Consider the following 22,354-nt stretch of genomic DNA (forward strand, 5'->3'; position numbering starts at 1 on the left):
GCCTCGCCTTCCAAGCCTATGTGGAGCAGGTGCTGGTGCCCGAACTCAGCCCCGGCGACATCGTGGTGATGGACAATCTGTCCAGCCACAAAGGCCCTGCGGTGCGCCAAGCCATCGAAGCAGCAGGGGCGCGTCTGTTCTACCTTCCGCCCTCCAGCCCTGACTTCAATCCCATCGAGAACGCCTTTGCCAAGCTGAAGGCGCTGCTGCGCAAGGCCTGTCCTTTCCGAAAATTCCATCCGGCGTAGATTCACATTGTAAGGCAGAATCATCGCATCATTGAGAGCGATGTTTGCGATCCTGCACACGCTCGGAATGCTTGTCGCCGACCGGTTTAAGTCGCGGTGCCGGCTTGAGGCTGAGAATTTGCTTCTCCGCCATCAGTTGACCATCGCTTTGCGACGGACACCACCTCGGTTCCGACTGCTTGGCAGTGATCGTGCGCTGCTCGCATGGATGACCCGGCTTTGGCCGAGTCTTCTTGATGCGGTGCAGGTGGTTCAGCCGGAGACCATCCTGCGTTGGCATCGCGCTGGCTTTCGCGCCTTCTGGCGTTGGAAGTCACGAAATAAGGCAGGGCGTCCGAGAATTGATCGTGGCCTGCGTGATCTCATCAAGCGTATGAGCAGTGAAAACCCGCTGTGGGGCGCATCCCGGATTCATGGTGAGCTTCTGATGCTCGGCTTTGAGGTGGCCCAGTCGACGGTCTCGAAATATATGATGCGGCCTTCAAGGCCGCGGTCGCAAACGTGGAAGACGTTCTTGCAAAATCATGCCGAGGCAATTGCGGCAGTCGATATGTGCGTTGTGCCGACGCTGACCTTTGAGTGCTTGTTTGCCTTCCTGGTTCTTGGGCACGGCCGTCGACAGCTACTGTGGTTCGAGGTAACACGGCATCCGACAGCCGAGTGGCTGGCGCGGCAGATCACCGAGGCCTTTCCCTGGACCTCGGCGCCGACCTACCTGGTGCGCGACAACGACCGCGCCTACGGACACGTGTTCACGTCTCGGGTGAGGGCGATGGGCATTAGGGACCGGCCGATCTCTCCTGGATCGCCATGGCAGAATGGCATTGCGGAGCGCCTTATCGGCACGCTGCGTCGCGAGTGCCTGGACAATATAGCCATCTGTGGCGAGGCGCACCTGCGGCGAATTCTTTCCTCCTATGCGGGATATTATAATCAAACGCGCACGCACCTGGCTTTACAGAAAGATGCACCGCAACAACGGCCTGTCCAACAGTTTGGCAGGATCACCGCTATTCCCGTCCTGGCCGGTCTACATCACCGATACGTCCGGATATGATTTTCGGAAAGGACAGGAGATCCTGGCACTTCGTCACCAACTCGCTTCCTGAGAGAGGGCGGCGAGTTGGCGTTCGGTCACGCCGCCGGCGCTCACCCTAAATGAGCGAAAGCCAAACGATTGCGACGCAATTCCCTGACAATCAGAATTTGCTCTCAGAAAACCGGCGCTTCTGGGAAACGGAAATGCATACGCCATGGGGCAAAATGGCCAGTCTTTGCTCCGAACCTAGCTCGTCATGCCCGGCACAAGGCCGGGCATCAACCTCTCAATGCAAATGCATTGAAATTTGCGGATGGCCGGGGAGCCCGACCATGACGAGGAATCTGCTTGGTCGCTAGGTGCGCGCGTTAGACCGGTTTACATGCCCATGGCCTTATGGGCCTCTTCCATGTGCTTCATGCAGGCCGCTTTATCGCCCTTTTTCATCTCGGCCTTCGACATGTCGAGATGCATCATGGTCTCCTTCTTCTTGGTGGCATCGGTCATCTTGGCCACCATTTCGTCCATTTGCTTCATGTGAGCCTCGGTGCAAAGATCCTCGGCGGCATATGCTGGCGTCAAGGCTAAGGCAGCCACAAAAGCCGCAGCGAGTGACATTTTGCGCATGGTTTCCTCCTTGTTGGACCCGGTATTGGCGGGTCAGACAGCTTAGGAGCCGCAGCGGATGGGGGCTGCTCCTTGCAAATCTTCGTGAACGCTGAGCAGATGACCACCGGCCTCGAGATCGACGTCGGGCTTTCCATCGAGAAGAAGTCGGGGAAAATGCCGATCTAGGGCTTCACAGTGGGAGCGCGAAGAGGCTCAATGTCAGGTTAGGAGGATAAAAACCATGTTTCCGCTCACACCACCAAAACAAATGACGTTCCTTATCTCTGTCGTATTGGCCCTCGCCGCCATAGTGGTTCGTTATCTGGTTTATACGGGCGTGCAGATGCCACCATTCCTCCCCACTGGGGGATTCTTGCTTCTGCTAGTCGCCTATCTGGTGCTCGTCGTCGGAAACGTGGTTGAAGGCGCGTAGGGGCGGCGAAGCCGCACTAATCACCGGACGAAAAGCGAAAGGGCCCCATGGCCAGTGGGACCCTTTCTTTAACTTGTGCGCGGCCTGGGCGACAACTCCGGTACACGCTACTAAAAACTAGCGTCCGTAGACCGCTCTATGAAGCGTTATATGGGGAGCCGAGTATCGGTCTTCAATCCGGCTCGATGTCGTGGGTCGACGCGGTCGCCCGACGAAGCGAGCGCCCTCACATTTTTACTAAGCGTGACGGCCCGCGTGACGGCCCGCGCGGTTAGTAGTAGGGATAGGGATAGTAGGCATACGGCCGATAGTAGGGATAATACGGCCGATAATAGCACGGGTACGGGCGGTAGTAGTATGGATACGGTCGGTACGCATACCCGCCGTAGCACCCGCCGTAGCCGACGCCGATAGCGGTGTCTATATCCTACGTTGATCAGGCCTCGGATCGGCGGGGGCGTTCAGCATCCAGCCGTTTGGCTTGCTTGCTGTTGAGGCCTGTAGGCTGCTCTGGTGGCGCGAAGCGCGAACCATTTAAGCTTCGCTGGGTCGGTCTCCCCAACCGACGCAAGAGCCACGAATCGTCCGTGCTAACGTCCGTCGTGCTAGGGCGGCATCGCCAGGACCGTCTTTCTTTAGCTTTTGCCAGGCTTGCTGCAAGGCAGAGTCGATCAGACTGCGGGTTTCAGCACTGAAAAACTTTGGAATTTCGTTGAGAGACATGACTTCTCCCCCCGCGTCAGGAGCGGCACAAACATCCTTCGCGCCCCGTCATGCCGATGATTTGTGTCCCCCGGCCCTGTGACTTTTCGGTAACGCGGCGGACTTATTCCAACCTGCCTTTAAGCCGCCTGAGAATTGCCACGCTCAGAATGCCAGCATTGTCAATCAGATTTCGCGCGTACAAGAGGGAAAATCGTAGGCCTACACGGGGGGGAAAGCTTGGCCCATTGGCCGGGCTTTCTTTTGGCGTGTACACGCGAGTGAATCGCGGAAGTTTAGGGAGGCAGCGCGCACACCGGCTGAGATGAAGACGAGGCTGCTTTTGAGAAGCGGAAAGATCGCGAAGGCATCCGCACCGAAGGACGCAAGTTCCAAAGGTGCCAAGCTAAAGCGGACTAAGTGATCTAATCGGTATGCGTCAGAATGCGGTCGATGCGCTTCCTAGCATCGGCCAGGGCATCGTCCTTTCGTGGCGTCAAACTTCTCAGAGTGGATCGTGACAGAATGGGCAGATCTGAGCGCGTGGGGTAGACGCTGACGCATCACTGTGACCACTGACGCCTCGGTACAATGTCATATCCGCGATACCGGCTAGTTTCTGTGGTTGTCATTTGAACGGCGGGCTCATTTCATAAGCCCCGTCTTTGCCCGTAACGCCGCAACATCAATGCGGTTTCGTCAGGGGAAAAAAGAAGCCCCGGAGACGGGGGGCCACTCGGGGCTTCCTGGTTCCTTGGAGGAACAATGATGGGGAGGGAAAATTCCCACCAAGCCTATTGGCTAATAAAGGGTGCGGGCCTAGGGCCGCTGCCCCAGGGTGGCATGACATTAGCGAAGTTTCCAACGCCACGGCGTGCTCGTTGTGGGCGCGATGGCGTGTCGAGCATGACTGTATCTCCTATTTGCTTGAGGAGATAACCCTTTGTTGCTGTGGACGTTCCTTGCCGAGCTAACTAGCTGGCGCAGCTTCACGGCGTTGATCCGCCTCTAAACTTTCATGCGCGATGCGGATGAATGGCCTTCTCGAAGGCCAACCAAAAGCGCGTTTGTCTCACCGAGAGATTGTCGGTTGCGCTCTATCGCGTTCTACGTTGGTCGATCAGGTTCGGCTTTCACGGCTCGCACAGGAAACGGACGTGTGGCCTTCTGCGTTACCTCACAATGACGAAACCAAGTCCCCACGAAGCACTGGGAAGCACTGGTAAGGGCGCGGATCGCGGACCAAGATCGGTGCACCCGATCGGAGCCGCGTCGCAACTGAGGTCAGCGACCTCGCGCAGAAACATAGATTAAGCCAAGCGCAGATCATGGAGCTGATCGCCCGGGTCGGCAACGACAGCGAGAAACTTGATCGAGCCGCCGGAGAACTCAGCGGGCGCAGTTAAAGAATGCGGCGCGACTCGAACTCGTGCGCGCCCTATGCCGCCGCGGCGCCGGCTGACGATTCGAAATCACAGGAGGTTTGGCTCGAAGTCGTCCGAGCGTCCCGTCAAAGCGACCAAGATCGTCGCCGCGACGATGATTTTATCGGCAAGCATCGGCTCCTCAACTATCGGCGGTTAACGCCGATGACAAGGCTCGCGAGATAGGAGCCGTCTTCTTGCTCGACAGTTACGATCGTGTCGGCACCGCTCTGCTTCTTGAAAAGGAAGTCATTGGCATTGTATGTGTCACGCGCCGCTTTCCGGTCGCGATAGGGTGAGGTCGTCGCGTAGACGCGCTCCGTCACCTCGTCCGGGAAATAGAGCTGGCCGTTTATAAGCTTCCGCTCGTCCACGAATACCTTGAAGTGGATATGCGGTGTACGGCCCGGATACCAGCCAGGATAAATCGTATTGAAGCGCACCTCTCCACTGGGCCCGGTGAATTGCGTCCCTCGTAGGAACTTCTCCCCTTCCGTCGAGCCGGTTTCCTGGCGCGCATAGCCCGAATAGACCCCTAGCCCGTTGGTATGCCAGACGTCGATGCGAGCGCCTTCGAGGGGGGCGCAATCTTTGGCCTCGACCACTTGAAGGCTGAGCACGACGGGCACACCCGGGTTTCCTTCTGTGATGTCGCTGCGAACGAGTTTGGGATCGAAATAGAACGGACCCTCCATGGCTTCGGGCGTGAGAACGCAGACCTTCGCGCTTGGCTGCCCTGCGACGGGGCCCTCTTTTGCAAGGGCGCTTGCGCTTCCGCGCAAGCCGAAACCCGCACCGATCGCTGCCGCTGCGACTAAGGCCTCCCGCCGCGTTAGCGCGCCTGGTTCATTCCTGTTCCTTCGCATCGACTTGTATTACGCCCTATGTCTGGTGCTAAGTCGGGTTGGAGCATTGGTCCCGCGCATTTGCAGACTAGCCCTTTCACATTTTTCCTCGGCCTCCCAGCATTGATCAGCCTTCTTCTTTTGCTGTTCTGTGAGCACGGCATAGAGGGCTTTGGTCGGCTGCTTCAACGCCTTCAGGCTATCGATTATGCTCTCCATCGCTTTGAGACGCGCTTCCATGCGCTCCAAGGCGCTACTGCTCTCCTCAGCTTTCATTATATCGGCATCCACGCTTTCCATCGTGTCGTGTCGAGCCCTAACGGTGTCGGCATAAGCGTCCCACGCCGACATCTGGGCGTCGGTGATCTCAAGGTCGGCCTTGATATAAGCAAGCCGGGCTTCCATCATCGGAACGGAGTGCGTCTTCGCTCCATGGCTCATGCACCGTCTGTCGAAAGCCGTCATGTCGGCCTTGTTCCGGTCCATGTCCGGGTCAAAATCCTCGTCGACGTGCCGATCCATGTTCTCGTCAAAGCCATGGCCTTGGTCGGTGTCCTGGTCCATGTCCTGGCCCATGTGGTCCATGTGCTGCTCCGACTGAGGCCGTTTCATCGCATAAATACGATTTTGCAGCTCTGCGCGCCGGGACCGACGTTCCCACACCGAAGAGAGCAGCTGAACGGGAAGCAGTGCTGTGTTCTTGCAAGCGCGGATAAAGCCGTTGCGTTTGAGCCGGCGTTCGCATCCGCTCACTGAGCGAAGAGAGACTGCGCCGCATCGGGACGCTCGGCAAGCGCTGCTGGGCCGCCATCCAGCTCACGCCACTCCTCGCGTCCCGGCCGTCAGGGCCAGCCGCGCCGCTCCAAGCTTGACCACGATCTCGGCCAATTCAGTTTGACGTGGCTGCCGCTACCGAACGCGGAATCGTCGTCTTGAATACTCCCGACGCCAATGCAACGACAACCGCCGAACTTGCTGGCTGGCACGAGCTGAAGGCCGTGCAGCGCAACCGCATCTTCGTCGCCGACGGCAATCACTATCTCAACCGCCCGGGGCCTCGCATCGTCGAAAGTCTGGGAATGCTGGCTGAGATCTTTCACCCCGAGTTGTTCCCTTCCCAATATGAGGGGAAAGGTTGGATGCGCTACACAGCTGAGCCTGCCCTGGGATCGGTGACTTGATTTGCGCAAAAAACCCCTCTTTTGGGAGTCGTCCGGTGAACACTTCACAGCGGCACCTTCTCCAGTACAAGATCCGGTTCCCCGCAAAGCGTGAGTATCCTCGCGCGCACCGCGTCGCGCAGGCGGACGGCCGCACGGAAGTCACTTCCAGCTGCCCGCACCGCTTTCCCAATGTGTACACTTATGTTGCTTGGCCGGGGAAACCACTGCCCGCCGCGCAAAGCCGACCGCGTGCCGCTGATCACGATTGGCACCACCGGAAGGCCGGCTTCTACGGCAACCAAGAAAGAGCCGAGATGAAATCCTATGAGGCCGGGCATCCGGGTCAGCGTACCTTCCGGAAACGAAACGATACGCTCCCCGGACAGCGATGCCTCAAGCACGTTGCGCGTGTCTTCAATACCGCCTTTTACGTCAGTTCTGCGCACAAAAAGAGTGCCGATGCGGCGCAGTAATGGACCTGCTACCCGCTGACCCGCCAGCTCCTCCTTGGCAACAAAGGAGAGCGAACCCGGGATCACCGCCAATAGCACTAGAGGATCCAGATAGCTGGAGTGGTTGACGGCGAGCAACACGTTGCGCGCAGGGATCGGCTCTTCCACGTCGACCTTGGGCGACAGCCCCGTAAGCCACAAAAAGGTGCGCGCCACGTAGTGGATCGCCTTATGGCGCCAATCCCGGCTTGGCAGGAGGAGAACGGCGGGCCAGACCATGCTGGCGCCTGCGACCAGCAGCGCCCACCAGTAGCCTGCGTAGACGAGGTCGAACATCCTGCTCCGGAGCCGGCGGGCGCGATGGCCAAACCCGGACAAGGAGAGCCTAGTCAGCTGCCACCACAGCGCATCGCCCTTTTTCGAAAGCAAGCCGCTCTCGTATAGGGTGCGCGCCGCAGACCGCCGTAGCTTGCCGCTGGAGGTCTTCGGTACCGTGCGAGGCGGCGCCAGCACCACCTCGTCCGGCGCGATATCGAGTTGCGTCTTCGTCACCTCGACAATCCTAGTTCTCAGCGCTTCGATTTTGCTGGGCTCGGTGAGGCGCGTCTCAACGAGCAGCACGAGCCGCTCGGTGCCTGCGCCACCCAATGTGCTTGGAAACGCGGCCACGCACCCCTTGCGAACACCTTCCACGCCGCCGACGAGTTCCTCCAGCTCATGGGGGTAGATGTTGCGCCCCGCCTTGATAATCATGTCCTTGATGCGGCCCGTGATGAACACATCACCGCCAGCGATGTAGGCACGGTCTCCGCTCTCTAGCCATTCGCCGTCAAATAACGCCTTAGTCTTTTCATCATTTTGGAAGTACCCACGCGTCGACGACGGACCTTTGAACTGGAGCCGGCCCTCCGTTCGTTCGGCAAGCTCGACGCCAGCCTCATCGACAATTCGAACCTCATGCCCAGCGATCGGTTGGCCGCAGGCCACAAATTCGAGCGCGGTCGAATCCCCTGGCTGTGCCGTCCTCGCCTGTCCATCACGGGAAAGTGCTGAGCGCTGTACCCTGTCGACGATTGGTCCCCGCCCAACAGGAGGAAAGGTGAGGCCAACGGAGTTCTCGGCCAGGCCATAGACAGGAGCCATGGCTTTGGGAGGAAATCCGTGCTTGGCAAAACGAGCGGTGAAGCGGGCGATCGTGGCAGGACTGACCGGCTCGGCTCCATTCATGATCATCCTGAGCGAGCTGAGATCGAGGCCCTGGATGTCCTCGTCGTGCACATTCTTGCAGCACAATTCGTAGGCGAAATTCGGTGCCGCCGAGAGCGTGGCACGGTGGTGGCCAATCGCGCGCAGCCATCTTCCTGGATCGGCGAGAAAAGCGAGAGGCGGCATGATGACCGTCGGCACGCCATAGTGGAGCGCGCCAAGCCAGGCGCCGATCAGCCCCATGTCATGATAGAGCGGTAGCCAGCTCACGAATACGTCCGATGAATCCGCATCGAGCGCCTCACCCATCTCGCGAATGTTCGCCAGAAGGTTTGCGTGCGTGAGAACCACGCCATTGGGGTCGCCGGTGCTACCGGACGTGTATTGGATCAGCGCAATCGTGTCCGGGCCTGCCGGTAGGGGTTGCTCGATTGCGCCCGTGCGCGACAGCGCTTCCACCGTCTCCACATGTCGCAGATCCTCTGCCAGCCCCAGCATCAGTTGGCCAACGTTGCGGATTTCAGATCCGATGATGAGAAGGCTCGCGCCGGCATTCCTCAGAATGGCTGCTTGCCGCCGCAGATGATCCTCGACCTGAGCCCGCCGGAACGGGGGGTAGACGGGAACAGGCACGCCTCCCGCATAGAGCACTCCGAAGAAGGCCTCGAAAAACGCGGTCTCCGTAGGCAACATGATGGCCACACGATCGCCAGGTGCCAGACCCCGCTCGATCAACCCAGCGGCTACGGTGCAACTCTCCCGATCGAGTTCGGCATAGGAGATCGTCTGTTCGTGGTCCTCGCTCCGCCACAGCAGCACGTGCGGGCGATCGCCGTGTGAACGGACGTGATGAGCAAGAACTCCGATGAGGGTCGCCGCGGAGAACGGCGCGACGACCTCAGGCAGCTCGATAAACTCCGACGGCGGCGCTTCCATTGCCGCTGCACGATCCGGCGCTGCTGCAAGAAGCGCCTGCAGAAGGTCACGCGGCGTACTTGCATCCGCAAGCAAATGGTCAGGCAGGCGAACCTTGAATGCCCGATCGATTCGCAGCACCAACTCGGCGCGCCCCAGGCTGTCGAGCCCCAGATCGCGGTCAAGATCGCTATCGAGGGTGACAGCGACCCTGCGTTGCATATGGGGGTGCAGCTCCCAAACCAGGTCCCTCACGAGGCGGCTGAGCCTTGCAGCAACCTCGGGACCGGCTTTCTCCGGACCGCTTCCAACTGAACGCTGCGGCGAGTCGATCATTTAGCAACGCTCCCTAACGTGCGGCTTGCAAATGACCAGCAATCCTTCTCAGTTGCCTCTTGTGACGGCGATCAACAAGCCGCTGCTGGACGCAGCATTCTTTTAAATCGTATGGATAACCCGTGGTTCCAGTGTGGAGCGGCCCTCTATAGGCATGCTTGAGCAGCACCGTTGCTGGAGACATGCTCGTCTGATCCGGCAAGATCGGACGGTGCCTATGCTCTAGGGCGCACGACCGGAGTGACCCCCATCCGCGCTTTCCTGGCTTTCGTAAGCTGAATAATCGCGACGAGCGGCAGCCTCCGGCTCACGCGATGAAGGAGTTAACCCCTTGGTCTCAGGAGCGGCTCCGTTCTTCCTCGGTCAACAAGGCAGGGAGCGTAGCAGTGAGCGAAGGCGAAGCGATATAACAGTCTGCCTCTTGCAGCATTACCTCTCGATGGGCCACCCCGCCATAACCAACGACATAGGCTCCGCCCGCGCGCGCGGCCAAATCGGTTAGTCCATCGCCCACCAAGGCGACGTTTCCATGCCTCACGGCAAGCTTTCGGCATATGGTCGCCTTGCCATTGCTCCGACACAATGGGGAACTTGCGTCAAAGCCTTGGTAAGTGCCCGCGCCGTCAAAATACACCTTTACCGCATGAACCTGTCCTGGTGAAAAGCCCAGGGAGCGGGCGAACTCGGCAACAGCCTGCAGCAACCCCCCGGTGATGACGTAAACGGTCTTGCCGTGCCGCCTCAAGGTCGCGATTGTCTCGGCCGCCCCGCTAACTATTTCGTCGGCATAACGTTCAGCGAGCCAAGCAAGAGCCGCTCGCTCGGGATGTACGATGTTGAGGCGTTTGGCGTAGACTTCTTCGAGCGGAATTTTGCCGTTCATCGCGGCTTCCGTGAGCACTGCAATTTCGGCCTTGCAGCCGGCGCGTTCGGCCAATTCGTCTATGCCCTCGATGCTGGTGAGCGTGCTGTCGCAATCAAAACACACCGCGTCAAATCGGGGCCGCTGTGAAATCATAGTACAATCTGCACGACCTGTCGGATGGCCGGCAACTCCTCAATCTCCGCGAGCGCTTTTTCGGACAAGGATGCCGAGATACCAATAAGCGCAATCGCCTCATCCTTCCCGTTGGCGATTCCGACCTGCATCCGCGAGATATTGATATTCTCCCGGCCAAGAATGCTACCGAGTGCGCCAACGACACCCGGGCGGTCGTCGTGGCGAGTGAACAGCACGTGGCCCTCCGGCACCGCTTCCACTTCGTAGGCATCGACGCGAATAAGGCGCGGCAGTCGTTCGCCCAGCAATGTTCCCGCCACACTCGTAGTCCCCGAGGTGGTGGTGGCGCGTAACTCGACAAGGGCGATGTAATCGTGGGTCACCTCTGACCGCGTCTCGCGCACGGCAATTCCTTGCCGCTGCGCGAGCTGCGCGGCATTCACTTGGTTGACGGGGACCGCAAGCCGCTTATCGAGCAGCCCGACGAGGGCTTGCGAGGTGATTGGCCGAGGATCGAGCTCGGCGGCACGTCCGAACAATCCTACCTCCAGTTCAGTGATGGGGTCGGGCGTGATCGCGGCGATAAAACGGCCCAGGGCATGAGCGAGATGCCGGTAGGGCCGCGCGCGACCGAGTTGTTCGGTGGAGACGCGCGGCAGGTTGACGGCGCTTGGGGCCTCCCCGGTCGTGAGAAATGCCGCCATATCCTCGGCGATCTTAACGCTCACTGCCTGCTGCGCTTCTTTGGTCGACGCTCCAAGGTGTGGCGTCAGGACGACTGTGTCGAGCTCCAACAGGGGCGAGTCACTTGGCGGTTCGTGCGCAAAGACATCAAGCGCCGCGCCTGCGAGATGACCGCTTTGCAGAGCTTCGCCAAGTGCTGCCTCGTCGACCAGGCCGCCTCTCGCGCAATTGATCAATCGGGCGCCTGGCTTCATTTGCGTGAGGCGTTCAGCGCCAATTAGGTTGAGTGTTTCTTCGGTTAGAGGGCAATGGAGGCTCACGTAGTCCGCCCGCGCCAACAATGCATCAAACGTGACGGGTTCAGCACCCGCCCGTTTGATGATTTCCGGGGTCACGAATGGATCGTATGCGAGCACGTGCATTTTGAGCGCGAGGCATCGCCGGGCGAAGATGCGGCCAATCGTGCCGAAGCCGATCACGCCGACGCTTTTGCCCGAGAGTTCAGTCCCAACGAACTTGGCTGGCTGCCACTCGCCGGCACGCATTGAGCGGTCGGCCTGAGGAAGGTGGCGGCTTAGTGAAAGGAGATGGGCAAGCGCAAGTTCAGCGGTCGTCGTTGCATTGGCATCGGGCGTATTCAAAACCACGATGCCACGCTCGGTGGCTGCGGCCACATCGATGTTGTCGACGCCAATGCCCGCCCGGCCGATGACTTTCAACCGTTGACCCCCCGAGATAATGGAGGCGGTGACGCGGGTCTTTGAACGCACAATGATGCCATCATAGTCCCCAATGCGCTCAGTGAGTTCCGCTTCGTTCAAGCCCGTTGCTACGGCCACGTCAAATCCAGGCCGTGAGGCCAAAAGGCTCCGCGCCTGCTCGTGAATAAGGTCGGCAATGAGAATCCGATGCTCCGGGGGTATCAAGACAGCTCCATTTCTTGGGGCGCGCGATCAGCGAAAGGATGAATTGACCTGAGCCAATTCAAGCTGACGAGTGCACGGCAGCTTCCACTACATGTCCATAGACGGGCAGGCACATACCAGGTTTCGGTCTCCAAAGACGTCGTCGACACGGTTCACCGGGGGGCCAATACTTGTCGACTCGGAAAGCACCAGCTGGAAAGCCGGCGTCTTCGCGCGAAGAGGGACGATTCCATTCGCCGCCTAAGTCCTCCGCCGCATGCGGCGCGTTCTTCAGGGATTATCCTTCGAACGTTACGACCTTGTCCCTTCCGAAAACCTTATCCGGGGAGGATTCGCCGGAATTATGGAATCGGGGCATGCTCGCGGGCGGCGATCCTCAGGCTGCTGACCGCCCTATCGCGCCTCGATCGCCATGGCAGAACGGATATGTCGAGCGCGCAATCGGCTCGATCCGACGTGAATGCCTTGACCACATGATCGTGTGGAGCGAAGCCCATCTTCGGCGTGTGTCCTGAAAGAATACACTTCTTATTACAACGCGGCACGCACCCATCTCGGCCTGCAGAAAGACGCCCCACATCGCCGGCCCATTGAGCGCCGCGGCCGCATCGTCACAGGCGACGTCCTGGGCGGACTTCACCATCAATATTGTCGGACCTAGTTTTCGGAAGGGACAAGGTATTGCCTCTGGCGATGTCGCATTGGCCGGCCCTGACGGGCGTCCGACGGCCTGATTAAGGCAAACTATCTCGCTGCATTTGAGCGCCGGAATCTCGCCCGGGAGACTTTCGGAGCTTGAATTACGCAACCACGCGGACCGGTACACACAAGGCCTCCGGTCTAATCCGCGGCCTAATTGACGCCCTGATTCTTACGCCCGTCGACGGCAACAGGATGGAGGCGATGTGATCATGTTGCATGCATGTCGCGTCCACTTGCGCCATCGTGCGGACATTCTGGGAATTTCCGTGCAATATCAGGCACTATAGACGTGACATACAAGGCTCTGACATATATGCCAGAATGGGCGCTAACGGGTTGGACTTATTACATTTTAGTGGTAGCGGAGGAGGGACTCGAACCCCCGACACGCGGATTATGATTCCGCTGCTCTAACCAGCTGAGCTACTCCGCCATAGGCGCCAGACATCGCCGACGCCGCCGGGCAATGTGACCGAGGCGGCGATGTCTGTCACTCCGCCAATTGATTGGCAAGGCGTCGATATAAGGAGCGCCAATAACGGGTGTCAAGAAACCGGCGGCCGAGCACGAGCGCCCGCGCCAATTGCCATTTGATCTTCACCCTGACCGGCTCGACAAGCCGGGGCCGAACCGCAAAGCCCGCTTTCCGCTTGGCTTCCGGCATGACCTCCGCGATCGACTGCGGCAGCCGGCCATAACCGGGCTGCTTCACGAAGCGAAGCATCGTGAAGAGACCGAACGGGCGCAACGTCCGCCGCTCGGCGAGGCGGAGATCGTCGCACATCAGGACCCGGTCCACCTCGAACACCGCGTGCCATCCGATAAGATCGGCGAACGGAGCGAGCTTTCGCTCAAACCATCCGCGCACGCCCTCTTCCTGGCTGAAATGATTGACGATGATGACCTCGCCGCCTGCGGCGCAGACGCGCTCCAGCTCGCGCATCACGCGCTCCGGATCCGGCACCACGGTCATGACATACATCGCGACCACGGTGTCGAAGCTCTCGTCGGGAAATGCGAGCGCGGTCGCATCCATCTCATGCAGGGCGGCAACATTCTCAAGTCGATGCCGCGCGATGCGCTCACGCGCCTTCTCCAGCATCTCGGGCGAGAGGTCGATACCCGTGACCGTGAGCTGATTGCCGTAGCACGGCAGCGTCAGGCCTGTTCCGACCCCGACCTCGAGCACGCGCCCCTTGCGGCGATTGATGATCTCGACCGTATGCTTGCGCCCGGCTTCGACGATCTTGCCGAAGGTGAAATCATAGACCGGCGCCCAGCGTCGATAAGCGTGGCGCACGGCAGTTGTGTCCATCACGGAAGCTTTAGAAGCCAACGCTACCCCTCCTCATCGCAACGCGAGCGCCAAGGGGCTCTCTTGCGCCTTGCGTTGCCGGATTGCGCACGCGGTCTTGGATGAGCCGATCGGCGCCGCGTGCGGACTTAATCCATCCGCCACCCAGTAGCCGCTCGCCCCCCTTGTCCGCATCATAGAATACACACGCCTGTCCTGGCGAGACGCCGTCTTCGCCGTTTGCAAGCTCCACAAGCACGTCGCCCTTCTCCAGGCTGAGCGTTGCCTGCCGAAGGCGCCCGGTCGAGCGGATCCTGGCCTGCACCTCTTTGCCGGCAAAGGCCTCAAGCGGCTCATCGCCGAGCCAATTCACGTCGCGCAGCTTGATCCGATTGGCGAGAAGGCGCTCGCGCGGGCCAACGACGACCTCACAGCGCTCGGCATCGAGCTTCAGCACATAGAGCGGCTCGCGAGAGGGAACACCGATGCCCCGCCTTTGGCCGATCGTGTAGTTGATGATGCCGCCGTGGCGCCCAAGTACGCGTCCATCGATATGGACGATATCGCCTGGCTCGGCGGCGCCTGGACGCAGACGCTCGATCACTTGCGTATAGCGTCCGGTGGGTACGAAGCAGATGTCCTGACTATCCGACTTCTCGGAAACCGCGAGCCCAAGCTCGCGCGCCAGCGCGCGCGTCTCGCTCTTGTCGAGGTCGCCAAGCGGGAAGCGTAGGAAATTGAGCTGCTCGCGCGTGGTGGCGAACAGGAAGTAGCTCTGATCGCGCTCCTTGTCACAGGCGCGATGCAACTCCCAACCATTTGCGCTTGGAGCGCTGCGGACATAATGGCCGGTCGCGAGCGCCGCGGCGCCGAGGCCTTCCGCCGTCTGCAACAGGTCCCGGAACTTGATCTTCTGGTTGCAAGCCACACAGGGCACCGGAGTCTCGCCGTGCAGATAGCTATCGGCAAACTCGCCCATCACGGCTTCCGCGAAGCGGGCCTCGTAATCGAGAACGTAATGCGGAATATCGAGCGTCGCGGCCACGCGCCGCGCATCCTGGATATCCTGGCCGGCACAGCAGGCGCCCTTCCGGCCCACGGCCTTGCCGTGGTCGTAGAGCTGAAGGGTGATTCCGACGACATCGTAGCCTTCCCGCTTCAAAAGCCCGGCGACAACGGAAGAATCGACTCCTCCGGACATGGCAACGACCACGCGCGTATCGGCGGGACGGCGCGGAAGATGAAGACTATTAAGCGTAATGGGCTGGACGGATGCCACGGTATGGGGGCTCGAAGGTTGAAATTGGTCTGCCGGAGTTCGTCGTCCGGCACGCAAGGAAGCCGCCTTTTTGGCCCCTCTAATCTCGCAGAACATAGGCATCGCCCGCCGGTTAAGCAAGCGAAGGCCGCAGCCGCCCTGCGCGCTTCCGCGCCAAGTCAGAGGGCGAATGCCCCTGTGAAAACAGCAAGTTTTTGCGGATTCTTTGCTAGTTTTTTTACCTGCCACCTTAGGCAAATCTTAAAGGGGCCTTGTTAGTTTCCATGACGACTGAGGCTAATCGAGTGTGGTGTTGAGTAAGATGACCGAACATTACAGGCCGCGGGTGAGGTACGTGATTGGGCCGGATGGCAGCCCGCTCACCGTGGCCGATCTTCCCCCGAAAGATACGAAGCGCTGGGTGATCCGGCGCAAGGCTGAGGTCGTGGCGGCCGTTCGCGGCGGCCTGATCAGCCTGGAGAAAGCGTGCGAGCGCTACACGCTCACCGTGGACGAGTTCCTGAGCTGGCAGCGGTCGATCGACAAGCACGGCCTGCCCGGCCTTCGTGCGACGCGCATCCAGGAATATCGCGGCGGGTAGTCGGAGCTTATTTCGGCATTGAACCTCGAGCGCATTTGCTCAGATGCGGTCGGAGCGTTGCGCTTCCGCGTAGCGCTGCTAACCCTGCGCGTATGGCGGCGCGTCCCACATCCGAGGTCGTTTGCACCATAACGCCCTTGGCCGCGCATTTGCGCGAGGCTGGCATCGGCTACCAACATCTGCGCGGGCTAGGCACGCCCAAGGCCGGCCGTGAGGCCGCCCGCGGCGGGGACCATGAGACCTTCGAAGGAATCTTCCGCGCGCATATGGAAGAGCCGGAAGCGATGCTGGATCTGAGCGAAGCCATGACGCTCGCGCGGCAGAAGCCTGCGTGCCTTCTCTGCTTCGAGCGCGATCCCGAAGACTGCCACCGGCTCATCATCGCGGACCGCATGGCCGTAGAGGCGGGTTTGCAGATCCACCACCTCTTCGTTGCAGAGCGCTAGCTCGCGGCCGCGCTGACTATTGCGAGGTCTTTTTCGCAGCGGGCGCTTGTGAAGGAGGAGCCGCCGCAACCGCCGGCGGCATGACCTTGTTGCAGTCCGCCTCTCCGCGCTTCCAGCGATCGATGTCGTATTGCATCTTCGCTGCGAGTTCCGGAGGCATCTTCCGGTTCAGCGTCGTGACGATCGTGAATGGCCCCTGCGGCGTGAAATCGATGGCATAGGCAGCCGCGCCCGGGCGACCCAAATTGAGCGCTTCGTGAACGGTGATCTTCACCTTGCTGCTGTCCGGCGCAACATCGGCCCGATACACGTGTTTTGGCAATAGCGGCTGGTCGGGATTGAACCAGCATCGCTTGATACGGCCGCCGAGCAGCACATAGGCATCGATGGGTTTCGAGTTTGCGATCGGGACGCGGCTGAGGGTGCCGGTTGTGGCTTCGTCGCCGCCATTGACGGAGGCATCACTGACGCCCACCGAGGACGCTGAGCGGCCGCCGCCACAGCTTCCGAGCAAGACGCTCATCAGCAGCAAAGCTGAAAGTTTCAAAACAAGACGTGACAAGCCATCCCCGCCCATCGAAGCCTAATCGCGAAAGTTCACATATTGCAGCGGCTGCTCCAGCGAAAGCCCCTTGAGGTGCTGGATGACCGTCTGCAAATCGTCGCGCTTCTTGCCGGTCACGCGTAGCTCGTCGCCCTGCACCGTCACCTGTACCTTGAACTTGCCGTCCTTGATGTCCTTAACAATCTTCTTGGCGAGATCGCGGCCAATGCCTTGCCGGATCAGCGCCTTCTGCCGTACCGCCTGGCCTGCGGCCTTTTCTGGCGTCTGATAGTCGATGACCCCGGTGTCGATCTTGCGGCGCGCTAGATGCCCCTGAAGCAGCTCGTGCATTTGCTTCAGTTTCAAATCGTCATCCGCATTCAACAGAATCTCCTCGCCCTTGAGCTCGACCCGCGAGGTTGAATTCTTGAAGTCGTAGCGCTGGCTCATCTCCCGCGTCATGTTGGCGATGGCGTTATCGACCTCCGGCAGATCGATTTGCGATACGATGTCGAAAGACGGCATGGTTTCTGGGCTCCCTCGTGCTCGCCCCATTATAGCATCGAAGGACGTCCCCAAGGACAGGTTGCCCGCCCCCGCTCCGCTGGTCGCGAAATCAACCGCGAGCAACATTATAATGGACACGGCCCGCTATAATGGAGACGGCCCGCTTCCCGGGGCGTGTGCACCCCGGGCTAGCTATCAGCTTGCCACGCGTTGCGCTATGGCGGGGCCGGCAAGGGCCCCCGGATCGGTCCGCGCTTGGTCCAGGCGCACGCGTTCGGCGTCGCGCTCCTCCAGCAGCTCCATTTTCTTCAGATCCTCGAGCGCATCGCCCAGGATCTGACGGGCCGCTTCCAGCTGCGTTTCAAGATCGACGGCCGACGCCGCAAGATTGTTGCGCCTCTGGAGGGCCGCCTTAGCGAAGGTTGGATAGGCGTAATGATTGACGTCGCTAACGCCGGCGCGCTCCTGCTCGATCGCGATCTGGCGGTCGAGGTCGATAGCCATCTGGTTGAACTCATTGATCATGAGCTCGATCTCGGCGACTTTGCGGCGCTTTTCCTCGACCTCAAAGCGCTTCAGGCGGATCACTGCGTCCCGTGACTTCATAACCTTACCCTCGTACTCGGACCCCATAGCGGAGATGTTGAAGTTGTTCAAACCTTGTGCCAGTTGCGCGAGACTGGCGATGGAGGTCCTCGCTCATTTACGGCTTGGGTGAGATATCGCGGCAGGATCGCCTGTTTGCCACGGCGCCCCGTCAATGCTCGCGCCGTCCGCAGCAATGGGATGGCGTCAGGCCCTACGCGCAAATCCAGCATGATCGCCTCGACGCAAAACCAAACGACGCGATGATCGGAGCCCCCGCTCCTCTCTGCGCCGATCTTGACTCAACGGGATTAAGGGCCGGTAAACCATATAGGTGGCATTTAACCGATGCTCACATTCGTATCGGGTCAGTTTAGTGCTCGCGTCGAAATTAGCTTTTGTTAACTATTGCCCGTTAACTTCTTGATTCGAAGTTAACCTAAGCGTTGCGTAAGGGTCAGGGGATGAGCAGGACTGCCGAGAATACGGGGGAATGAAATGCGGGTTCTTCTGATCGAGGATGATAGTGCCACCGCCCAAAGCATCGAGCTGATGCTCCAGTCGGAAGGCTTTAACGTCTACAAGACAGACTTGGGCGAAGAGGGCGTGGATCTGGGTAAGATCTACGACTACGACATCATCCTTTTGGACATCAATCTACCGGACATGAGCGGATACGAGGTGCTGAAGACCCTGCGCGTGAGCAAGGTGCAGACACCCATTCTCATCCTTTCCGGCCTTGCCGGAATCGAGGACAAGGTTCGCGGCCTCGGCTTTGGCGCAGACGATTACATGACAAAACCCTTCCATAAGGACGAGCTTGTGGCGCGGATCCACGCGATCGTGCGCCGCTCCAAGGGCCATGCCCAGTCCGTGATCCAGACGGGCGGCCTTAGGGTCAATCTCGACACCAAGACGGTCGATGTGAACGGCCAGCGGGTGCATCTGACCGGCAAGGAATATCAGATGCTGGAGCTGCTTTCCTTGCGGAAGGGCACGACCCTGACCAAGGAAATGTTCCTGAATCACCTTTATGGCGGCATGGACGAGCCGGAGCTGAAGATCATCGATGTCTTCATCTGCAAGCTGCGCAAAAAGCTCGCGGCAGCAACCGGCGGCAAGCATTATATCGAGACTGTCTGGGGTCGCGGCTACGTGTTGCGCAACCCGGAAGACGAATCGGAAGCCGCTTAGGGCTTCTGTCTTTCAAAGATTTTCGAGATTGCAAATGCCCAGGCCTCGGCCTGGGTTTTTCTTTTGGCCTGCTAGCGCGACGCCTGTGCGGACCCGGCCCTGCGACGCGCCCTCGTCCCGGCGTGCCGAAGTCGCCTCGGATCCCGACCGCTCCTCCTCGAGCCAAGCCCGTGCGGCCGCCGCCTTGGGCGACAACGCAAAGTGCCGTGGTGATCTCCCGGCACAGGCACGAAATCCGGGCTCGCCCCCGTCGTTGTCTCCGCTGCGCCTAGGACGTGATAGCCATCGCTTGACAGTTGCGCCGCGACGCGCCAGGACCTCGCGCTTGGTACAGTCATCGAAATAGATGAGGACGTTGCGGCAGAAGATGACATCGAATGTGCCGAGCGTCTCGCACTCTGCCAGAAGATTATGCTCCCGAAACTGCACCCGGGACCGCATCGCCGGACTGATCTCCCACCCGTTCACAACTTTTGTGAAGTGCTTGACGAGGAGCGAAACCGGCAACCCGCGTTGAACCTCGAATTGACTGTAAACACCGTTGCGCGCCTTGCGCAGGGCCGCAGTGGAAAAATCCGTTGCCACGATCTCAATGTTCCAGCCCACGAGGTCGCGTTGCCGTTCCGCGATTTCCATGGCGAGCGAGTACGGCTCTTGCCCGCTGGAGGCGGCGGCACACCACACCCTGATGCGCCGCGACGGCCATCGACGCGCGAACGCAACGGCTCCCCTTCCGGCTTCACAGGGCGGCGAGGTGCGAGATCGACGGCAGCTCCAACTCCTTCAGGAACGGTCGCAGCTTGCCTTCGAGCAGATGCTGCTTGTCGGCAGACAGCGTGATGCCGGAGCGTTCCTTGAGGATACGCTGCAACAGCGTGAACTCGTGCGATCTCATGCCGCTCGCCTTTGAGAAGCTTGGCATTGGTCGGGGCGATCTCTACCGGCGGCGACAATGCGGCACACGCGCCGACCGCCGCTGCGGCACCCGGCATGCCCCACACGACGCTTGAGGCTTCGTCCTGCGCAATGACGCTGCCTCCCGCGTCGGCAATGGCGCGAGCGCCGGCCGCGCCGTCGAAGCCCATGCCGGTGAGAACAATGCCCAGGGCGGCGGGCCCGAATTCCGAGGCGACACTCGCGAATAACGGATCGACCGAGGGGCGGCAGAAATGCACCGGCGGCTCGCTGCTGACGCGCAAGTGCGACACTCCCGACCGCACCACCGTCATATGGTGGTTGCCGGGCGCCACATAGATCGTTCCCGGCTTCAGCGGTTCTCCGTCCAGCCCCTCCCTCACCTCACGGCCGGTCGTGCGTTGCAGCCGTTCGGCGAGAATCGTTGTGAACATCGGGGGCATATGCTGCGCGACCAAGGTACGCGATCAAGCGACGGCGACAAAGCCCCGAGAAGCCGCCCCAAGACTTCAGGGCCGCCGGTTGAACTTCCGATGGCGATGGCCCCGGGGCGGAACGAGCGAGAGCGGCCGGCGATTGAAGCGCTCACTCGCCACCTCGCCCAACCGCGCGGTGCGCGGCTCGATGGCTTTGGCTTGATCCGAGCCGCCTAGCCCGACACGCGCGGTCCGAGTGCCTTGATCTTGCGGATCACCTCCTAATGGAAATCCGGCGATATGGTGATCTCGCGATTGTTGTCGGGCTTCGGCACATAGTCGAAGGCGCCAAGCGAAAGAGCCTAGAAGCTGATCTCCGCGTTGCGCTTGGTCGAAGTTGAGACCATCAGCACGCGCACGCCAGGCCGTGCCCTCAGCAGCAGCGGAAGTGCTTCCAAGCCGTCCATGACCGGCATCTCGATATCGAGCAGGATGACGTCTGGCGCGCTGCGCGCCACATCCTCTAGGCAACCTTGCCATTGGGATGCCGCGCCACAACCTCCAGTCCAGGCTCTTCCTCGATCCAGCGCGAAACAAGGCCGCGGACCACGGCGGAATCATCGACAACCATCACCCGCACCGGTTTATGGCGATGCATGCGCTCGCCGGGCCTGGGGGACACGAAGGAGATCGCGTCGCTGTGGGCTGGCATCGTCATGGGCGGCTCAGAGCAGACCGACCTCATGAAACTTCGCTTCGATAATATCACGGTCGAAGGGTTTCATGATGTACTCGTTGGCACCGGCGGTGATGGCGCGCGTGATGTGTTCGACGTCGTTCTCCGTCGTGCAGAAAATGACCTTGGGCGCGTTGCCGTTGCGCTCCTTGCGCAATGCGACCAGGAAGGCGATGCCGTCCATCACCGGCATGTTCCAGTCGAGCAGCACCACGTCAGGCATGGACATGCGGCACTGATCGAGCGCCTCTTGCCCATTCTCGGCTTCCGAGGAGGTAAAGCTCATCTCCTCCAGAATCCGCCGCGCTACTTTGCGGATGACGACACTGTCATCCACGACCAAGCAATGCTTCATCGCCCCTTCTCCTCGCCGTCACCTCCGACGGCAGTTAGGCAGCAACTCCCAAATGACTGAGGTCGAGCACCTTATCGACGTCAAGCACCACCATGAGGCCGCCCTCCAGCCGGTGAACGCCGTCGCAGACATGCGACCAGCGCCGATCGAGATTGACGGGTTGGCCTCGAAGGTGGCCGTCGTCAGCCAAAGCACATCACCGATGCAATCGACGAGAAGCCCATAAAGCTCGCCGCGGCCCTCGATCCCGACCGCAACTTGCGTGCGGCCGTCCGTGCTCGCAGGCAGCCCCAGACGGCGGCGAAGATCGATGGCAGTCACGATGCGGCCACGCAAATTGAGGACGCCCGCCACTTCGGGCGGCGCCAAGGGGACCGTCGAGAGCCCCTTCGGCACGAAAACATCGCGTACTCTAGCTATCCTGATCGCGAACATCTGGCCCTCAGTCGTCACGGTGACGAAGCCCTGCTTTGCCTCGGATTGACCGCCGCGTTCGCTCATGCCGCGGACCCCCACTGCCTGCAACAATTCTGAATCGTATCCATCAGGCCCAGGCGGTCGAACTTGCCGACATGGCTGAGAAAGCCCGCCTCGCGGCTGCGCTCCATGAGCTGGGATTGGCGTAGGATGAAAGCGCCACCAGCGGAATCGTCGCCCACTTTGCATCGTGCTTGAGGTGTTCGGCGAAGGCAATGCCATCCATGCCCGGCATCTCCAAATCGCTGATGATGAGATCGAAGGACTGGCCATCCTCTTTGAACGCGAGCGCTGCGTCGGCGGACTCGGCCAGCGTCACGTCGTATCCCGCGGCGGCAAGAA

Annotated in this window: 25 protein-coding genes, 1 tRNA gene and 3 pseudogenes; 8 read left to right on the forward strand and 21 right to left on the reverse strand. The window is 60.3% G+C overall.

Annotated features, from left to right (window positions below; translation table 11 throughout):
* Both ACR2J1_RS04925 and ACR2J1_RS04930 read left to right on the forward strand, forming a co-directional pair.
* Nucleotides 1-218: pseudogene (locus ACR2J1_RS04925) on the forward strand (transposase); the annotation flags it as partial.
* 70 nt (nucleotides 219-288) lie between these two features.
* On the forward strand, nucleotides 289-1,305 hold the full coding sequence (locus ACR2J1_RS04930; protein ID WP_434018225.1) for an integrase core domain-containing protein: 1,017 nt from the start codon (nucleotides 289-291) through the stop codon (nucleotides 1,303-1,305).
* Nucleotides 1,306-1,665: 360 nt separating this feature from the next.
* Here the strand turns inward: ACR2J1_RS04930 and ACR2J1_RS04935 are convergent, their stop codons facing one another.
* The gene (locus ACR2J1_RS04935; protein ID WP_434018226.1) at nucleotides 1,666-1,914 is read right to left on the reverse strand and encodes a hypothetical protein; all 249 of its coding nucleotides are present in this window, start codon (nucleotides 1,912-1,914) and stop codon (nucleotides 1,666-1,668) included.
* Between the two features lie 223 nt (nucleotides 1,915-2,137).
* On the opposite strand from ACR2J1_RS04935, the gene ACR2J1_RS04940 reads away from it, so the two are divergent.
* Nucleotides 2,138-2,329, forward strand: a complete 192-nt coding sequence (locus tag ACR2J1_RS04940) for a hypothetical protein (RefSeq protein WP_434018227.1) — start codon at nucleotides 2,138-2,140, stop codon at nucleotides 2,327-2,329.
* A 2,272-nt stretch (nucleotides 2,330-4,601) separates the two neighbouring features.
* Here ACR2J1_RS04940 and ACR2J1_RS04945 read toward each other — a convergent pair.
* A complete protein-coding gene (locus tag ACR2J1_RS04945; RefSeq protein WP_434018228.1) occupies nucleotides 4,602-5,237 on the reverse strand; it encodes an intradiol ring-cleavage dioxygenase in 636 nt (211 codons plus the stop codon).
* Between the two features lie 93 nt (nucleotides 5,238-5,330).
* Nucleotides 5,331-5,885 (reverse strand): Spy/CpxP family protein refolding chaperone, encoded by a 555-nt coding sequence (locus tag ACR2J1_RS04950; RefSeq protein ID WP_434018229.1) that lies wholly within the window; start codon nucleotides 5,883-5,885, stop codon nucleotides 5,331-5,333.
* Between the two features lie 314 nt (nucleotides 5,886-6,199).
* Here ACR2J1_RS04950 and ACR2J1_RS04955 point away from each other — a divergent pair, with 314 nt between their 5' ends.
* Nucleotides 6,200-6,481: a hypothetical protein gene (locus tag ACR2J1_RS04955; RefSeq protein WP_434018230.1), complete on the forward strand. Its 282-nt coding sequence runs from the start codon at nucleotides 6,200-6,202 to the stop codon at nucleotides 6,479-6,481.
* 44 nt (nucleotides 6,482-6,525) lie between these two features.
* On the opposite strand, the gene ACR2J1_RS04960 is transcribed toward ACR2J1_RS04955, so the two are convergent.
* The 4 genes and pseudogenes from ACR2J1_RS04960 to ACR2J1_RS04975 form a co-directional block, all read right to left on the reverse strand.
* Nucleotides 6,526-9,372: an AMP-binding protein gene (locus ACR2J1_RS04960; RefSeq protein WP_434018231.1), complete on the reverse strand. Its 2,847-nt coding sequence runs from the start codon at nucleotides 9,370-9,372 to the stop codon at nucleotides 6,526-6,528.
* A 337-nt stretch (nucleotides 9,373-9,709) separates the two neighbouring features.
* A complete protein-coding gene (locus ACR2J1_RS04965; RefSeq protein WP_434018232.1) occupies nucleotides 9,710-10,390 on the reverse strand; it encodes an HAD-IB family phosphatase in 681 nt (226 codons plus the stop codon).
* Nucleotides 10,387-11,982 (reverse strand): phosphoglycerate dehydrogenase, encoded by a 1,596-nt coding sequence (serA, locus tag ACR2J1_RS04970; RefSeq protein WP_434018233.1) that lies wholly within the window; start codon nucleotides 11,980-11,982, stop codon nucleotides 10,387-10,389. Before serA ends, ACR2J1_RS04965 begins: the two co-directional genes overlap by 4 nt.
* Nucleotides 11,983-12,069: 87 nt before the next feature.
* Nucleotides 12,070-12,256: pseudogene (locus ACR2J1_RS04975) on the reverse strand (hypothetical protein); the annotation flags it as partial.
* Nucleotides 12,257-12,338: 82 nt separating this feature from the next.
* On the opposite strand from ACR2J1_RS04975, the gene ACR2J1_RS04980 reads away from it, so the two are divergent.
* On the forward strand, nucleotides 12,339-12,497 hold the full coding sequence (locus ACR2J1_RS04980) for an integrase core domain-containing protein (RefSeq protein ID WP_434018234.1): 159 nt from the start codon (nucleotides 12,339-12,341) through the stop codon (nucleotides 12,495-12,497).
* A 543-nt stretch (nucleotides 12,498-13,040) separates the two neighbouring features.
* On the opposite strand, the gene ACR2J1_RS04985 is transcribed toward ACR2J1_RS04980, so the two are convergent.
* From ACR2J1_RS04985 to mnmA, 3 genes are all read right to left on the reverse strand, one after another.
* A tRNA-Met gene (locus ACR2J1_RS04985) sits at nucleotides 13,041-13,117 on the reverse strand.
* Nucleotides 13,118-13,174: 57 nt separating this feature from the next.
* Nucleotides 13,175-13,999, reverse strand: coding sequence for a class I SAM-dependent methyltransferase (locus ACR2J1_RS04990; RefSeq protein WP_434018235.1), 825 nt, complete (start codon nucleotides 13,997-13,999; stop codon nucleotides 13,175-13,177).
* A 10-nt stretch (nucleotides 14,000-14,009) separates the two neighbouring features.
* On the reverse strand, nucleotides 14,010-15,239 hold the full coding sequence (gene mnmA, locus ACR2J1_RS04995; RefSeq protein WP_434018248.1) for a tRNA 2-thiouridine(34) synthase MnmA: 1,230 nt from the start codon (nucleotides 15,237-15,239) through the stop codon (nucleotides 14,010-14,012).
* A gap of 319 nt (nucleotides 15,240-15,558) precedes the next feature.
* Between mnmA and ACR2J1_RS05000 the strand changes: the two genes are divergently transcribed.
* Both ACR2J1_RS05000 and ACR2J1_RS05005 read left to right on the forward strand, forming a co-directional pair.
* Nucleotides 15,559-15,837 carry a DUF1153 domain-containing protein gene (locus tag ACR2J1_RS05000; protein WP_434018249.1) on the forward strand — a complete coding sequence of 93 codons (279 nt, stop codon included), beginning with the start codon at nucleotides 15,559-15,561 and terminating at the stop codon, nucleotides 15,835-15,837.
* Between the two features lie 92 nt (nucleotides 15,838-15,929).
* On the forward strand, nucleotides 15,930-16,283 hold the full coding sequence (locus tag ACR2J1_RS05005; RefSeq protein WP_434018236.1) for a DUF488 domain-containing protein: 354 nt from the start codon (nucleotides 15,930-15,932) through the stop codon (nucleotides 16,281-16,283).
* Nucleotides 16,284-16,299: 16 nt separating this feature from the next.
* Here ACR2J1_RS05005 and ACR2J1_RS05010 read toward each other — a convergent pair whose 3' ends face one another.
* The 3 genes from ACR2J1_RS05010 to ACR2J1_RS05020 all read right to left on the reverse strand — a co-directional run bounded on the left by ACR2J1_RS05010 (nucleotide 16,300) and on the right by ACR2J1_RS05020 (nucleotide 17,940).
* Entirely contained in the window at nucleotides 16,300-16,806 is a 507-nt protein-coding gene (locus ACR2J1_RS05010) for a hypothetical protein (RefSeq protein WP_434018237.1), read from the reverse strand.
* 60 nt (nucleotides 16,807-16,866) lie between these two features.
* Complete coding sequence (locus ACR2J1_RS05015) at nucleotides 16,867-17,352, reverse strand: YajQ family cyclic di-GMP-binding protein (RefSeq protein ID WP_434018238.1); 486 nt, start codon at nucleotides 17,350-17,352, stop codon at nucleotides 16,867-16,869.
* Between the two features lie 177 nt (nucleotides 17,353-17,529).
* On the reverse strand, nucleotides 17,530-17,940 hold the full coding sequence (locus ACR2J1_RS05020) for a flagellar export protein FliJ (RefSeq protein WP_434018239.1): 411 nt from the start codon (nucleotides 17,938-17,940) through the stop codon (nucleotides 17,530-17,532).
* A 477-nt stretch (nucleotides 17,941-18,417) separates the two neighbouring features.
* Here ACR2J1_RS05020 and ctrA point away from each other — a divergent pair, with 477 nt between their 5' ends.
* A complete protein-coding gene (ctrA, locus tag ACR2J1_RS05025; protein WP_434018240.1) occupies nucleotides 18,418-19,113 on the forward strand; it encodes a response regulator transcription factor CtrA in 696 nt (231 codons plus the stop codon).
* A 12-nt stretch (nucleotides 19,114-19,125) separates the two neighbouring features.
* Here the strand turns inward: ctrA and ACR2J1_RS05030 are convergent, their stop codons facing one another.
* The 8 genes and pseudogenes from ACR2J1_RS05030 to ACR2J1_RS05065 form a co-directional block, all read right to left on the reverse strand.
* Entirely contained in the window at nucleotides 19,126-19,797 is a 672-nt protein-coding gene (locus ACR2J1_RS05030; protein ID WP_434018241.1) for a CheR family methyltransferase, read from the reverse strand.
* 55 nt (nucleotides 19,798-19,852) lie between these two features.
* Nucleotides 19,853-20,008: a hypothetical protein gene (locus ACR2J1_RS05035; RefSeq protein ID WP_434018242.1), complete on the reverse strand. Its 156-nt coding sequence runs from the start codon at nucleotides 20,006-20,008 to the stop codon at nucleotides 19,853-19,855.
* A gap of 91 nt (nucleotides 20,009-20,099) precedes the next feature.
* Nucleotides 20,100-20,471, reverse strand: a pseudogene (locus ACR2J1_RS05040) (CheB methylesterase domain-containing protein); the annotation flags it as partial.
* Between the two features lie 335 nt (nucleotides 20,472-20,806).
* The gene (locus tag ACR2J1_RS05045) at nucleotides 20,807-20,962 is read right to left on the reverse strand and encodes a response regulator (RefSeq protein WP_434018243.1); all 156 of its coding nucleotides are present in this window, start codon (nucleotides 20,960-20,962) and stop codon (nucleotides 20,807-20,809) included.
* A gap of 5 nt (nucleotides 20,963-20,967) precedes the next feature.
* Entirely contained in the window at nucleotides 20,968-21,162 is a 195-nt protein-coding gene (locus ACR2J1_RS05050; protein WP_434018244.1) for a hypothetical protein, read from the reverse strand.
* A gap of 7 nt (nucleotides 21,163-21,169) precedes the next feature.
* A complete protein-coding gene (locus ACR2J1_RS05055; RefSeq protein WP_434018245.1) occupies nucleotides 21,170-21,535 on the reverse strand; it encodes a response regulator in 366 nt (121 codons plus the stop codon).
* 18 nt (nucleotides 21,536-21,553) lie between these two features.
* Nucleotides 21,554-22,036 (reverse strand): chemotaxis protein CheW, encoded by a 483-nt coding sequence (locus ACR2J1_RS05060; protein WP_434018246.1) that lies wholly within the window; start codon nucleotides 22,034-22,036, stop codon nucleotides 21,554-21,556.
* Nucleotides 22,037-22,079: 43 nt separating this feature from the next.
* Nucleotides 22,080-22,354, reverse strand: a 275-nt coding sequence (locus ACR2J1_RS05065; RefSeq protein ID WP_434018247.1) for a response regulator, incomplete at its 5' end; no start/stop codon positions are given.

It is taken from the genome of Methyloceanibacter sp., from assembly GCF_050999895.1.
GTDB lineage: Bacteria > Pseudomonadota > Alphaproteobacteria > Rhizobiales > Methyloligellaceae > Methyloceanibacter.